The sequence below is a fragment of the Kitasatospora sp. NPDC059803 genome, assembly GCF_042732255.1.
Taxonomy (GTDB): Bacteria; Actinomycetota; Actinomycetes; order Streptomycetales; family Streptomycetaceae; genus Kitasatospora.
Map to the genome: position 1 here is coordinate 18424 of NZ_JBHWIJ010000073.1, position 12740 is coordinate 31163.

The 12740-nt window shown below is 73.8% G+C and carries 11 protein-coding genes; 7 read left to right on the top strand and 4 right to left on the bottom strand.

Annotation, left to right across the window (positions count from 1 at the left end; translation table 11 throughout):
• Window positions 1-243 precede the first annotated feature (243 nt).
• From ACFV6I_RS14750 to ACFV6I_RS14760, 3 genes are read left to right on the top strand one after another with little or no spacing between them, the layout of a single operon-like run.
• Window positions 244-1011: a hypothetical protein gene (locus ACFV6I_RS14750; protein ID WP_380425461.1), complete on the top strand. Its 768-nt coding sequence runs from the start codon at window positions 244-246 to the stop codon at window positions 1009-1011.
• Window positions 1008-1940 (top strand): DUF6895 family protein, encoded by a 933-nt coding sequence (locus tag ACFV6I_RS14755; RefSeq protein ID WP_380425463.1) that lies wholly within the window; start codon window positions 1008-1010, stop codon window positions 1938-1940. The genes ACFV6I_RS14750 and ACFV6I_RS14755 overlap by 4 nt, the downstream gene beginning before the upstream one ends.
• Entirely contained in the window at window positions 1937-2950 is a 1014-nt protein-coding gene (locus ACFV6I_RS14760) for a serine hydrolase domain-containing protein (protein WP_380425465.1), read from the top strand. Before ACFV6I_RS14755 ends, ACFV6I_RS14760 begins: the two co-directional genes overlap by 4 nt.
• Window positions 2951-3059: 109 nt before the next feature.
• Here ACFV6I_RS14760 and ACFV6I_RS14765 read toward each other — a convergent pair whose 3' ends face one another.
• Window positions 3060-3656: a LysE family translocator gene (locus ACFV6I_RS14765; RefSeq protein ID WP_063351529.1), complete on the bottom strand. Its 597-nt coding sequence runs from the start codon at window positions 3654-3656 to the stop codon at window positions 3060-3062.
• A gap of 231 nt (window positions 3657-3887) precedes the next feature.
• Between ACFV6I_RS14765 and ACFV6I_RS14770 the strand changes: the two genes are divergently transcribed.
• A complete protein-coding gene (locus ACFV6I_RS14770; protein WP_380425467.1) occupies window positions 3888-5327 on the top strand; it encodes a PLP-dependent aminotransferase family protein in 1440 nt (479 codons plus the stop codon).
• A 111-nt stretch (window positions 5328-5438) separates the two neighbouring features.
• Here ACFV6I_RS14770 and ACFV6I_RS14775 read toward each other — a convergent pair whose 3' ends face one another.
• From ACFV6I_RS14775 to ACFV6I_RS14785, 3 genes are read right to left on the bottom strand one after another with little or no spacing between them, the layout of a single operon-like run.
• Entirely contained in the window at window positions 5439-6344 is a 906-nt protein-coding gene (locus ACFV6I_RS14775) for an SDR family oxidoreductase (protein ID WP_380425469.1), read from the bottom strand.
• A complete protein-coding gene (locus tag ACFV6I_RS14780) occupies window positions 6341-7339 on the bottom strand; it encodes an alpha/beta fold hydrolase (RefSeq protein WP_380425471.1) in 999 nt (332 codons plus the stop codon). The genes ACFV6I_RS14775 and ACFV6I_RS14780 overlap by 4 nt, the downstream gene beginning before the upstream one ends.
• A complete protein-coding gene (locus tag ACFV6I_RS14785) occupies window positions 7336-8898 on the bottom strand; it encodes a flavin-containing monooxygenase (RefSeq protein WP_380425473.1) in 1563 nt (520 codons plus the stop codon). Before ACFV6I_RS14785 ends, ACFV6I_RS14780 begins: the two co-directional genes overlap by 4 nt.
• Before the next feature lie 319 nt (window positions 8899-9217).
• Between ACFV6I_RS14785 and ACFV6I_RS14790 the strand changes: the two genes are divergently transcribed.
• From ACFV6I_RS14790 to ACFV6I_RS14800, 3 genes are all read left to right on the top strand, one after another.
• Window positions 9218-10006: a MerR family transcriptional regulator gene (locus ACFV6I_RS14790; RefSeq protein ID WP_063349958.1), complete on the top strand. Its 789-nt coding sequence runs from the start codon at window positions 9218-9220 to the stop codon at window positions 10004-10006.
• 59 nt (window positions 10007-10065) lie between these two features.
• Window positions 10066-11061: an ABC transporter substrate-binding protein gene (locus ACFV6I_RS14795; RefSeq protein ID WP_380425475.1), complete on the top strand. Its 996-nt coding sequence runs from the start codon at window positions 10066-10068 to the stop codon at window positions 11059-11061.
• 343 nt (window positions 11062-11404) lie between these two features.
• A complete protein-coding gene (locus tag ACFV6I_RS14800) occupies window positions 11405-12715 on the top strand; it encodes an MFS transporter (RefSeq protein WP_380425477.1) in 1311 nt (436 codons plus the stop codon).
• Window positions 12716-12740: the final 25 nt, after the last annotated feature.

Here is a 12740-nt window from a genome sequence, read left to right on the forward strand (position 1 = left end):
CCGCCCGCCTGCCGGGGGGGCGCCCCGACCACCGCGGGGGTGGGGGGGCGCCGGTGGGGGGGGCGGGGTGCGGGGCGGCCGGTGGGGGGGCCCGCCCCACGGCGGGGGCCCGCCCCACCCCTTCCCCGGCGCCTCGGCGGGCCTGACGAGGGCTCGTGAGCCCGTTCTCGTGAACCCGCGCCCGCGAGCCCACTCCCGCGAGGCCGCCCGCCGGGGGCTCCCCGACCAGGAGGAACACCACCGATGCCCTTCGCCGAGACGCCACTGCGCGACGAGTACGCCGCAGCCGTCGAACGGGTGGCGCGCCGGACCCTTGACGCCCTCCGGGGTGACGGGGGCGCAGCCGCGCTCGCGGACCCGGACGGCGCCGTACCGCGCCCGACCCTGGCCGCACTGCGGGTGCTCGGCGCAGACCTCTTCGCCCCGCAACTACTCACCGGGGCCGCGCCCGACGGGCCCACCGCCGTATTGCTGGCCGAGGCCCGGCAGGCCTTTCCGGCACCGGACCCGGCACCGGACTCGGCACTGGACTCGGCAGCGGTCTCGGCCGACGCCGCGCTGGTGATCGCATGGCAGGACTGGGCGGCCGAGCAGGTGCTCGCCCGCACGCCGTACGGAACCGGTGCCCCACCGCCCGTGCCGCCTCCGGGCCCGGAGGCCGTCGGCTGGCAGACCTGGTCGGTACGGATGGCGCAGCTGTCCGTCCTGGCGCTGCCCGGGCTCGACGGCCCGGTGCACGACACCGCCCGCGCGCACACCCTGGCCCTTGCCCGCGGCACCGTCCGCTCCATGCTGCGTCGCGACCTCCCCACTGCCGCCCGGCTCGCCCGCTGGCTCGCCTGGGCCGGTGCCGAAGGCCGGCCGCTGCGGCTGGAGGTCGAGCCCGTCCTGGAACGCATCCGGCTGGCCGGTAACGGCAGCGCCCGCACCGGACTTGAGCTGGCCGTCGCCCGTCGGATGCTCGACCGTTCCTCCCGTCCGCCGACCGACCGACGGAGCCGGGTCCGATGACCGACACCCACGTCCTCGCCACCGCGCAGCGGCTCGCCTCCCGCGCGCTGGCCTGGCTGCACGCCTCCCACGCCGACGGCCTCGGCCGGATCCCGGACAACACCGTGGTCGACCTCTCCGACCCCGACGACGCCTACAAGCCGCTCGGCGAGATCGCGCTGGCCGCTTCGCTGATCCTGCGCGACGGCGTCACCGGGCCCACCGAGGCCCGCACCGCACGCGCGCTGCTCGACCACGCCTGGGAGCAACTGCGCGAGGGCGACCTGCTGTACGAGCGGCAGCTGCGCCACTTCACCATGACCGACCCGCTGGAGACCTACGCCCACTTCGCCCGGGCCGGCTACCGCCACCCCGCGCTGGAGGAACTGCTCGATTCGCTCAGCCGGCTGCGGGCCGCGCACGCCGAGGAGATCCACCCCAACCGGCGCCTGGGGGTCGCCAACGCCCGACGGGTCGTCGGGCTCGCCCACCAGCCTGACTGGACCGCACTCGCCGCCGGTACCTGGCTGGGCGCCACGCCCGAACCGTGGGCCGTCAACTGGATGACCGGCTACGACATCACCCACACCGTCTTCCACCTCACGGACTGGGGCGCCCGCCCGGACGGCCTGCCGGAGCCGATGCGCGACCACGTGCGCGACTGGCTGCCGGCCTGGCTCGACGTCTGGCTGGAGATCGGCCAGTGGGATCTCGCCGCCGAACTCCTCGTGGTCGACGCCTGCATCGGCGAACCGGCCACCGGACGGCAGGGCTGGGACGCGCTGGCCGCCGCCCAGCACGAGGACGGCCTGCTGCCGCGCGACACCGACCCGGTCGACGAGGACCGCGAGCGGGCGTTCCAGGACCACCAGCACACCGCCGTCGTCGCGGTGGTGGCCGGTGGCATCACGCTCGCCCGGGCACTCGGGGCCACCGCGGCGCTCGCGTGAACGGGCTGGGTCCGGCGGTCGCGGAGGCGGTGCGCGCGGCCGGACCGTACGCCACCGCCGTCACCGTGGCCGTCACGCGCGGGGACGCGGAGGAGGTGCGCTGCCACGGGCGGCTCGGGCACGGGCGGACGGCCGCATGCTCGCCGGACACCGTCTTCGAACTCGGTTCCGTCAGCAAGACCTTCACCGCGCTGCTGCTGGCACAGATGGCCGCGCGCGGAGACGTCTCCCTGCACGACACGGTCGAACACCGCCTGCCGGACTGCTGGCGCCCGGTGACCGTCCGCTCCCCCGAGCCGATCCGGCTACTACACCTGGCCACCCACACCTCGGGCCTGCCCCGGCTGCCGCCCGGACTGGCCGCGCGCGCCGTGCCGACCTGGTTCAGCAATCCTTACGCCGCGTTCGGGGACGAGCAGTTGAGGGCCGGAGTGGCCAGAACCACCGTACGGTGCAGGCCCGGCAGCCGGTATCGGTACTCCAACTACGGCGTCGCGCTGCTCGGGCGGGCACTCGCCGAGACGGGCGGGTTGCCCTACGGGGAACTGCTCTCCGAACGGGTCCTCCGACCGCTGGGCCTCGGTGCCATCACCTGTACGGCGGACCCGCCGGGGCGGGCGGTCGGGTACCGGCGCGGACAGGAACTTCCGCCCTGGCGCATCCCCGGACTGCCGGGGGCCGGCGCGCTCCGGGCGAGCGGGGCCGACCTGTTGCGCTACCTGAGGGCGCATCTCGACGGCGGCCACGGCGAGTTGGCGGCCGCGCTGCGCGAGGTCCAGCGGCCGCGGCTGCGGCTGCCGCGCTCGACGGACGAGCTGTGCCTGGTGTGGAACCACCGCCGCCCGGGCGGGCGCGACCTGTACTTCCACGCCGGGGCGACCCGGGGGTTCACCGCCTTCGTCGGGTTCTCGCCCCAGGCGTCGGCCGCGGTGGCGGCCCTGGCCAACACCGGGCCGTCGTTGGACGGGCGGTTCCTACAGGCGGCGTACGAGGTGCTGCGGGCGGCTTAGGACCCGACCTGGGGGTGCGGCGCCGCGGCCCAGGCGGCGGGCGGCGGGCGGCGGGCGGCGGGCGGCGGGCGGCGGGAGGCGGGCGGCGGGAGGCGGGAGGCGGGCGGGCCTAGGCTGCCACGGCTTTGGCGCGGTCGGCGGCGATGTGGACGGCGAGGCCGCCGAGGACCGTCCCCATCGCATAGCGCTGGAACCGCAGCCAGGCGGGACGGCGGTTGAGGAAGGACGCGATGCCGCCCGCGCTCACCGCGATCAGCCCGTTGACGGTGACCGCCACCACGATCTGGGTCAGCCCCAGCACCAGGCTCTGCACCGCGACGTGACCGCGCTCGGGCGCCACGAACTGGGGCAGCAGCGAGATGTACATGATGGCGATCTTGGGGTTGAGCAGGCAGGTCAGGAAGCCCATGGCGAACAACCGGCGCGGCGGGTCCGGCGGCAGCTCCTGCGGGGCGAACACCGCCGTACCACCCGGCCGGACGGCCTTCCAGGCCAGCCACAGCAGGTAGCCGGCGCCGGCCAGCTTGATCGCGGTGTAGAGGGCGGGCACCACCGAGAACACGGCGGCCACGCCCGCCGTCACCGCGGCCAGGTAGACCAGGAAGCCGGCCGCGACCCCGATCAGCGACAGCAGCCCGGCGCGGCGGCCCTGGGCGATCGACCGGGAGACCAGGTAGATCATGTTGGGCCCCGGTGTCAGCACCATCCCGAGCGCCACGGCGGCGATCCCGAGCACGGCATGCCCGCCCACGGCGGACAGGGCGGATGCGGCGGGCAGGTCGAACGAGGCGGATGCGACGGGAGCGGCGGGGGTCAGTGCTTCCATGCGAGGAGGCTAGGCCCGGCGTCGATCTCAATGCAATGATGACTTTGCACTCGGTGCAATGCCGATGCGATGCCGTGCAATGCCATCACCTTGCGTGGAGGGGTCCCGCCGATGGACGACTACCGCCTGATCGCCGACGAGATCGCCGACGCCATCACCGGCGGGCGGCTGCGACCCGGCCAGCAACTGCCCACCCAGCGCGCCTTCGCCCGCAGCCGGGGCATCGCCAACTCCACGGCGGGGCGCGTCTACCGGGAACTGACCCGGCGCGGACTGACCACCGGGGAGGTCGGGCGCGGCACCTTCGTCCGGGCCGGACAGGGGGCCGGCGGCGGGGCAACCGGCGGGCAGGTGGCACTCGCCGAACCGGCCGGCGCGCCGGTGGACCTGGAACTCAACTATCCCGCCGTCCCCGAGCAGGCCGGACTGCTGGCCGCCGGACTGGCGCCGCTGCTCCGGGCGGACGCGCTGGGTGCCGCACTCGCGCCGGTGGGCGCGGCCGGGACGGGCGCGGCCCGGCAGGCGTTCGCGGCACTGCTGTCCGACGAACGCCGGACGGGCGGGGACCGGACGGGCGGGGACCCGTCGGCTGGGGATCGGACGGCCGGGGGTCGGACGGGCGGGTCCCGGGAGGTCACCCCGGAGATCGCCGGGGAGGAGCTGCTGTTCGCGGGCAACGGACGGCAGGCCATCGCCGCGGCACTGTCCGCGCTGGTGCCGCCCGGCCACCGGCTGGGGGTGGAGGCGCTGACCTATCCGGTGGTCAAGGCCGTCGCCCAGCGACTGGGCATCACGCTCGTGCCACTGGCCGTCGACGAGCACGGACTGCTGCCCGACGCCGTGGCCGCCGCCCACCGGGCCGCGCCGCTGCGCGCCGTCTACGTCCAGCCGAGGCTGCAGAACCCGCTCGGCGGGAGCCTGCCGTACAAGCGGACGGCCGCCCTCGCCGAGGAGCTGCGCCGCCTCGACCTGCCGGCCGTCGAGGACGCGATCTGGTCCTTCCTCCGCCCGGAGCGGACCGCCCTCGCCAGCCTCGCACCGGAACGCACCGTCCTCGTCGACAGCCTCTCCAAGCGGCTCGCGCCCGGGCTGACCACCGGGTTCGCGGTCGTCCCCGCCGCGCTGCGCGAACGGATCGCGGGCGCACTGCGCTCGGGCGGCTGGACGCCCAGCGGGTTCGCCCTGGAGGCGGCCGTGCGCTGGATCGGGGACGGCACCGTGGCCGAGGTCGCGGCGGCCAAGCGCGCCGACGCCGTCGCGCGTCAGCTGCTGGCGCGCGAGGCGCTGGCGGGGCAGCGCGTCCGGGCCGACCCCTGCTCGTACTACCTGTGGTGGGAGCTGCCGGCGGCCTGGCGGGCGGAGACCTTCGTCGCGGTGGCGGCGCGGGCGAGCATCGCCGTCACACCCGCGGCGGCGTTCGCCGCCGACCCCCGGCGTTCCCCGTCCGCCGTCCGGGTCGCCCTGGCCTCGCCGCCGCTGCCCGTGCTGGCGCAAGCACTGGAGACGCTGGCGCGGATCGCGCGGGGGACGGCGGAGGAGTGGATGGAGTGACGGGCGGGCGGACGGACGGCCAGGCGGACGAACAACTGACAGATAACAGCTGTTGAAATCTGCTATCTGTTATCTGTCAGTTGAAATCTGTCAGCTGTCAGTCGACGGCCGTCAGTCGACGGCGCCGCTCCGACCGCCTCGCACCGCCGTGTCCGCAGCCCCGCCGGCACCGACTGCGCGCAACCGGGAGGCGGCGGTGGCGGCGAGCTGGGGCGCGATCCGGGCGACGTCGCGCGAACCAACAGCCGCGATCAGGCTCGGCAGCAGCCAGCGGACCGGCTGCATGCCGCGCAGCCAGGCCTGCGCGTAGACGTGGGCGGACCGCCGGGCAATGCCGGCGGTGATCCGCTCCACCGCGGGCTCCAGCGGGTAGGTCTTGTTGGCCGGCCACGGCAGCCTGGTCCGCATCTGCTTGAGCACGGTGTCCTCGTCGGCGCCGCGCACCATGTCGGTGTCGGTCCAACTCAGGTACCCCACACCGACCTTGACCCCCTGGTAGGCGACCTCGGCGCGGAGCGAGTGGGCGAAGGCCTCCACCCCGGACTTGCTGGCGCAGTACGCGCTCATCAGCGGCGCGGGAGTGAGCGCGGCGAGCGAGGCGATCTGCAGCAGGTAGCCCCGGCTCTCGACGAGGGCGGGCAGGAAGGCCCTGGCCGTGGCGACGCTGCCGAGCAGGTTGACCTCGATCACCCGGCTGAACGCCCGGTGATCGCTGTCCGCCACCGGCCCGCCGATGGCGATGCCGGCGTTGGCGACCACGGTGTCGATCCGGCCGTAGTGCTCCTTGATCCGGCGGGCGGCGTCGCCGAGCGCGTCGAGGTCGGTGACGTCCACCTCCCAACTGGTCGCGGCCGCGCCGCACTGCGCCGCGACGGCCTTGAGCTCGTCCGGCTCCAGCCCCAGGAGGGCGACCTTGGCCCCGCGCCGGGCGAGCGTGCGAGCGAGCGAAGCCCCGACCCCGCGGGCGGCCCCGGTGACGACGACGACCTGCGCGGACAACGGCGGGATGGCGTTCATGCGGCGGCGGTCCTCTCGGAAACGGGCGCAGAGGTGGAGGAGGCAGAGGTGGAGGAGGCAGGAGCGGAGACGGAAGCGGGCGCGGCGGACAGGTACGCGGCGGCCAAGCGGTGGATCTCGGCCGCGACCTCCACCGGCCGCTCCAGCGGCGCCATGTGCCCAACCCCAGGAAGCAGCAACAGCCCCTGCGGGTCGGCGAGTTCGGCAACGATCCGGTGTGCGTGCACCGGCGGGGTCAGCCGGTCCGCGGTGCCGACCACGACGGCGGTCGGTGCGGCGAGCCGGGCGAGCCCGGCGTGGACGTCCAGACGGTCGAGGACGCCCGCCCAGTTGGCGCGGACGGCGGTCGGGCAGGCGTGCACGATCCGGGCCGTCGCCTCCACCTGCCCGGCGGACGAACCCGGGCCCATGGTCGCGTACTTGAGCGCGACACGGCTGACCGGCGAGACCGGTCCGAGCGGCAGCCGGGAGCGCAGCAGCTGGCGGTTCAGGAAGCGGCGCAGCCCCGGGGAACGCACCGCCTCGGGCAGCACGGTGAGTTCGGCCACCAGCTCCCCCGGCCCGGTGGAGACCAGGACGGCGGCGGCGGTCCGGTCGGCGATCTCCGGGCGGCCGCCGGCGGCCATGATGGTCATCCCGCCCATGCTGTGCCCGGCGAGCACGGCCTTCTCCCCCGCCGGGACGGTCCGGGCGAGGACGGCGGAGAGGTCCTCGGCCAACGCCCTGGTGGAGTAGCGAACCCGGCTCGGCGGGATCTCGCTGTGCCCGTGGCCGCGCTGGTCGTACGCCACCACTCGGTAACGGTCGGCGAGTTGGCGGATCACCGGTGCCCAGAAGGCGGTTGAGCAGGTCCAGCCGTGGGCGAGCACGACGGTGGGCGCCCCGGGCTGGCCGTGCACCTCGGCGTGCAGCCGGATCCCGTCCGCCGATCGGATGCTCAACTCCTCGACAGGCGTCGGCGGGACGTACTCGGCGGGCAGCTCGGCGGCGCTCATGCGGACACCTCCTGCACGGCAGGGGCGGCGTCCTGACCGGCGCGCATGATCAGTTCGTACTCGCCGAGGTCGACCTTGCGGGTGGCGCGGCGGAACGCGGTGGTGGAGCCGGGCCAGAGCACGGTGTTCTTGCCGTTCGGATCCAGGTACCAGCTGCGGCAGCCGCCGGTGGTCCAGACGGTGCGGTCCATCCGGTGCTGGAGTTCGAGGTTCCACTGCCGCTGGGCCCGGGCGGTGGGCTGCATCGCGGTGGCACCGATCGACCCGAGTGTGGTCAACGCGTCGATCAGGTAGTTAAGTTGGGACTCGATCATCAGGATCATCGAGCTGTTGCCGAGGCCGGTGTTGGGGCCGATCACGAAGAACAGGTTCGGGAAGCCGTGCACGGCCGAGCCGCGCAGCGCCTCCATTCCGTCCTTCCACTCCTCCGCCAGGCTGGTGCCGTTGGCGCCGAACACCCGGGCCCCGATGGGCATGTCGGTGACGTGGAAGCCGGTGCCGAAGACGATGGCGTCGACCTCGTGCTCACTGCCGTCGGCGGCGAGCAGAGTGGAGCCGCGCAGTTCGCGCAGGCCGGAGGCGACGACCTCGGTGTTGGCCGCGGCGAGCGCCGGGTAGTAGGTGTTGCTGAGCAGGATGCGCTTGCAGCCGATCCGGTAGTCCGGGGTGAGCTTGGCGCGCAGGGCCGGGTCGGGAACGCCCTGGGCGAGGTGGCGTTCGGCGAGTTGCTGGACCACGCGCAGCATTCCCGGGCGGCGCACGAAGGCGTCCACCTGGAGCTCCCGGAGGGCGAACAGGGTGCCGCGGCGGATCTTCCCGGTGACCGGTACGCGGTCGTGCAGCCACTTCTCCAGCTGGCTGATCTCGCGGTCCCGGCGCGGCAGGACCCAGGCGGGCGTGCGCTGGAAGACCGTCAACTTGCCGACCTTCGGCTGGATCGACGGGATGATCTGGGCGGCGGAGGCTCCGGTGCCGACGATCGCGACCCGCTTGCCGGTCAGGTCGTAGTCGTGGTCCCAGCGGGAGGAGTGGAACACCTTGCCGGGGAAGGCGCCGAGCCCCGGCAGGTCGGGGATCTGCGGGTCGGCCAGCGGTCCGGCGGCGGAGACCACTGCGTCCGCGGTCCACTGGCCGGCCGAGGTGGTGATCCGCCAGCGGACCTGATCGACCTCCCAACGCGCCTCCAGAACTTCGGTGTTGAACCGAAGATGCGGACGGAGACCGAAGACGGTGGCGACCTTCTCCAGGTAGGCGCGGATGTCCGGCTGGCCGGAGAAGCTGCGCGGCCACGCGGGGTTGGGCGCGAAGGAGAAGGAGTAGAGGTGCGAGGGCACGTCGCAGGCGCAGCCGGGGTAGCTGTTGTCGCGCCAGGTGCCGCCGACCGAGTCCGCGCGCTCCAGGACGACGAAGTCGGTGATCCCGGCGCGGCGCAGCCGGACCGCGGCGCCGAGACCGCCGAAGCCGGAACCGATCACCGCCACCCGCACGTGCGGGACGGCCTCGTCCGCCGCGGGGGCACCGGACGTGCCGGAGCGGGGGCGCTTGCTGCTGGATGCCATGCGGCCTCCTCCTGAGGGTGGGGCGATGATCTTCGCGCTGCCGTACTGTGCTCGACTGCTCTCGTACTGCCCTGGCGTTGCCCTGATGCGCCCGGGCGACGCCGCGGTATCGCTCTGGTGCTGCTCTGCATGATGCTCTGCGCACTGCCCTGCGTACTGCCTTGCCGTACTGCCGAGAGGGCTCCCCCGACGACTGGCATCGGAGCCTCGCCAATCGCGCCAGTAATCACTGGCATGATTGGCAGAGTAGCCCTTGCTGACACCGGATGGAAGAAGCGCGGCCACCCGGATTCCGGGAGCCTTCGGAGGTGGCGGACCTATGCTGATCGCCGTGGACAAGGTCAGAGCTGCTGCGGGTGACGGAAAACGCGAGTACCGGGTGGAGGAACTGGCCGAGGCGGCCGGCATCACCAGCCGGACACTGCGCTTCTACCGCGAGCGCAAACTGCTCCAGCCGCCGCGCAAGGAGGGCCGGATCGCCTGGTACGGCGAGGAGCACCTGGCCCGGCTGCGGATGATCGGCGAACTGCTGGACCGCGGCCACACCCTGGGCGGCATCGCCGAACTGATCGGCGCCGGCGAGAGCGGGCGGGACGTCGCCGAGCTGATCGGGCTGGAGGCCGCGATCGTCGCCCCCTGGTCGGACGAGACCCCGGTGCGCCTGGACTGGGACGAGCTCAAGACCGTCTTCAACGACCAGCTCACCGAGGAGAACACCGCCGAGTCGATCGCCCAGGGCTACATCACGATCGACGACGACGGGATCACCCACATCAGCCGCCGCCTGATGGACGCCACCACCGCACTCGTCGCCGAGGGCGTACCGCTCTCCGTGGTGCTGGACGCCAGCCGGCGCACCCAGGAGCACGTGGAAGCCATCGCCGAGATCTTCATCGACGTGGTCGGCGAGCACCTGCTCGGCGCCCTCGCCGCCGACGCCCCCCTGCCGCCCGGCGAGGCGGCCCGGCTCACCGAACGCATCCTGCGAGTGCGGCCGCTGGCCCGTACGGTCATCGACGCGCAGTTCGCCCTCGCGATGGACCGGCGGGTGCCCGCCGAGTACGACGAACTGCTGCGCCAGCGACGGGAGAACGACACCGAGGCGTAACCCCTCCAACGAGAGGGCAGGGATTCCCGCGCCCTGCACGCCCATTGGAGGAACCGCCGATGCCCAGACCGCTCAGTCGCCGCGCCGCGCTCGGCCTCGCCGCCGGGCTCGCCCCGGGCCTCGCACTCGCCGCCTGCGGCCCGAACTCGCCAGCGCCGTCCGCCGGTTCGACCGGCGCGCCAGGCAGTTCCGGCAGATCCAGCGGGGCTGGCCCACGGACCGTCCGGCACGCTCGCGGCGAGAGCACCGTACCGGCCCGGGCCACCCGGGTGGTGGCGCTGGACACCGACGCGTTGGACTCGGTGGTCACTCTCGGGCTCACGCCGGTCGGCGCGACCACCGTCACCGAGGGTGCGCCCTTCCCCGCCTACCTGCCCGCCGAACGGCTGGCCGCGACGAAGGCCGTCGGCACCATCGGGCAGCCCAACCTGGAGGCGATCGCGGCGCTGCGGCCGGACCTCATCCTGAGCAACCAGGTGCGCGACGACAAACGGTACGACGAACTGGCGAAGATCGCGCCGACCGTGCTGTCCAAGACCACCGGGCCCACCTGGAAGGAGAACGTCCGGCTGCACGCCGAGGCGATGGGCCGGCAGGCCGAAGCCGAAGCGGCCGACGCGACGTACCGGACGAAGGCGCGGGACCTCGTCACCGCACTCGGCGGCCCGGCCAAGGCCGCCGCCACCCGGGTCGAGATGGCTCGTTTCCTCGCGGGCGCGCCGACCAGGCTGTACCTCAACGACACCTTCGTCGGCTCGCTGTTCAAGGACCTCGGGCTCGGCCGGCCCGCCAACCAGGACAAGCCCGGGTTCTCGGTCGAGATCAGCCCCGAGCAGGTGGACCAGGCGGCGGCCGACGTCATCTTCTACTCGGTCTACGGGGACGCGGCCAAGTCCGACCAGGGCAGGATCACCGATGGCGCGCTGTGGAAGAACCTGGACGCCGTCCGCACCGGCCGGGTGTTCCGGGTCGACGACAATCTGTGGATGCTCGGGATCGGCTACACCGGGGCCGGCTTGATCCTGGACCAGATCCGGAAGGACCTCGCGACCTGAGCGCGCTCGGCAGCGCACGGACCGACGGCGGCGCACGGACCGATGGCGGCGGACACCCGACAGACGACGGCGAACAGATGACGGCCGACAGATAACAGAAAACAGATAACAGATATTGAAATCTGTTATCTGTCATCTGTTCGCCGCGGCCTCTCACGCCTCGCCCGCTGTCCACTCCTCCAACCCCGCCCCGCCCCCGCCCCCGCCGCCACTGGTCGATCGACCGATTACCCACCCCCCGGGCGCGCCCCTACCGTCGAGGCTCACCCGCAGGTCGCTGTCGCCTGGTCGGGCCGGTGGCGGGAGGCGGGCGCCCGTGCCGGCTCCGTGTGGGGGCGTACCGATGTCCGTGGTCGTGAAGTTCCGTACAGCAGCGCAACTGACCGGCGGCCAGGTGCTGCTGTGGTCGTTGCTCGGCCGGCTGCCGAACGCGATGAGCCCGATCGGCACCCTGCTGCTGGTGAGCCGGAACACCGACAGCGTGTGGCGCGGCTCCCTGGTCGCCGGTGCGCTGGCGGTCGGCCAAGCGGTCGGCGGTCCGCTGGTGGGTCGGCTGGCGGACCGCCGCGGGCAGCGGACGGTCGGGCTGGTCGCCGCGCTGGTCAACGCGACGGCACTGGTGGCGCTGGTGGCCGCCTCGCAACGCGGGTCGGCCCTCGGCTGGCAGCTCGCGCCTGCCGCCGTGGTCGGCCTGTCCGTCCCGCTGGTCGGCCCGCTGTCGCGCAGCCGGTGGGTCCGATTGGCCGCTGGTGAAAAAGAGTTGACCTCCGTCATGCTGTCGCTGGACGGGATCGTCGACGAGGTCGGTTTCACCGCCGGGCCCGCACTGGTCGGAGTCCTCGCCACCGTCTCCTCCCCCGCCGTCGGCCTGCTCGTGGCGGCCGTGCTGTCCGGCGTCTGCGCGACCCTGTTCGCGCTGCACCCGACGGCCTCCCCCGGCATCCCGAAGTCCCCGGCCCGCTCCGCCGAGCGGCTGCTCACCGTGCCCTACGTCCTGCTGCTGGCCGGGATGGCCCTGCTGGGCGCGTGTTTCGGCTCGGTGCAGGTCGGGGTGACCGCCACCACGGAGGCCCTGGGCCGGCCGGGCGCCGCCGGACTGCTGTACGGCTTCATCGGGTTCACCAGTTCCCTGGCCGGGATCGCCGCCGCGGGCCTGCCCGCCCGGTGGGAGTTGGCGTCCCGGCTGCGGGCGGGCACGGTGCTGCTGTTCGCCGCCGCCTGCGTCCTGCTCGTCTCCGCCGGGAGCCTGTGGAGCCTGACCGCCGCCGTGGGCCTCCTCGGGGTGGCGGTCGCACCGCAGATGATCACGATGTTCGGCCTGGTCGAGCGGACGGTGCCGGCCGTCCGGCTGGGCGAGGCGATGGCGGCGCTGGTCAGCGCGCTGATCCTGGCTCAGTCGGCCGGCACCTTCCTGGGCGGCTGGGCGACCACGCGCTTCGCGCCCGCCGCGCCGTTCGCGATCACCGCGGCCGCGGCGGCGGCCGCCCTGCTGCTCGCCGCGTGCACCGCGACCGAACAGCGCTACCGCCGCCGTATTCCGACCGCTCCAACCGCTCCAACCGCTCCAACCAAAGGTCGGTCTGACGGTCGGCCTGGCGGTTCCGGCGCCCAACCTCGCATCACCGCGCCCGTGCGCCGCGCCCCGCGCACATGACGGCGGGGGCGACGGTGGTCCGCAC

What these genes read in the sequence shown, in the direction of transcription:
- ACFV6I_RS14750 (WP_380425461.1), top strand. Translation starts at nt 244, where the DNA reads ATGCCCTTCGCCGAGACGCCACTGCGCGACGAGTACGCCGCAGCCGTC.
- ACFV6I_RS14755 (WP_380425463.1), top strand. Translation starts at nt 1,008, where the DNA reads ATGACCGACACCCACGTCCTCGCCACCGCGCAGCGGCTCGCCTCCCGC.
- ACFV6I_RS14765 (WP_063351529.1), bottom strand. Translation starts at nt 3,656, where the DNA reads ATGGTGCTGACACCGGGGCCCAACATGATCTACCTGGTCTCCCGGTCG.
- ACFV6I_RS14770 (WP_380425467.1), top strand. Translation starts at nt 3,888, where the DNA reads ATGGACGACTACCGCCTGATCGCCGACGAGATCGCCGACGCCATCACC.
- ACFV6I_RS14775 (WP_380425469.1), bottom strand. Translation starts at nt 6,344, where the DNA reads ATGAACGCCATCCCGCCGTTGTCCGCGCAGGTCGTCGTCGTCACCGGG.
- ACFV6I_RS14780 (WP_380425471.1), bottom strand. Translation starts at nt 7,339, where the DNA reads ATGAGCGCCGCCGAGCTGCCCGCCGAGTACGTCCCGCCGACGCCTGTC.
- ACFV6I_RS14785 (WP_380425473.1), bottom strand. Translation starts at nt 8,898, where the DNA reads ATGGCATCCAGCAGCAAGCGCCCCCGCTCCGGCACGTCCGGTGCCCCC.
- ACFV6I_RS14790 (WP_063349958.1), top strand. Translation starts at nt 9,218, where the DNA reads ATGCTGATCGCCGTGGACAAGGTCAGAGCTGCTGCGGGTGACGGAAAA.
- ACFV6I_RS14795 (WP_380425475.1), top strand. Translation starts at nt 10,066, where the DNA reads ATGCCCAGACCGCTCAGTCGCCGCGCCGCGCTCGGCCTCGCCGCCGGG.
- ACFV6I_RS14800 (WP_380425477.1), top strand. Translation starts at nt 11,405, where the DNA reads ATGTCCGTGGTCGTGAAGTTCCGTACAGCAGCGCAACTGACCGGCGGC.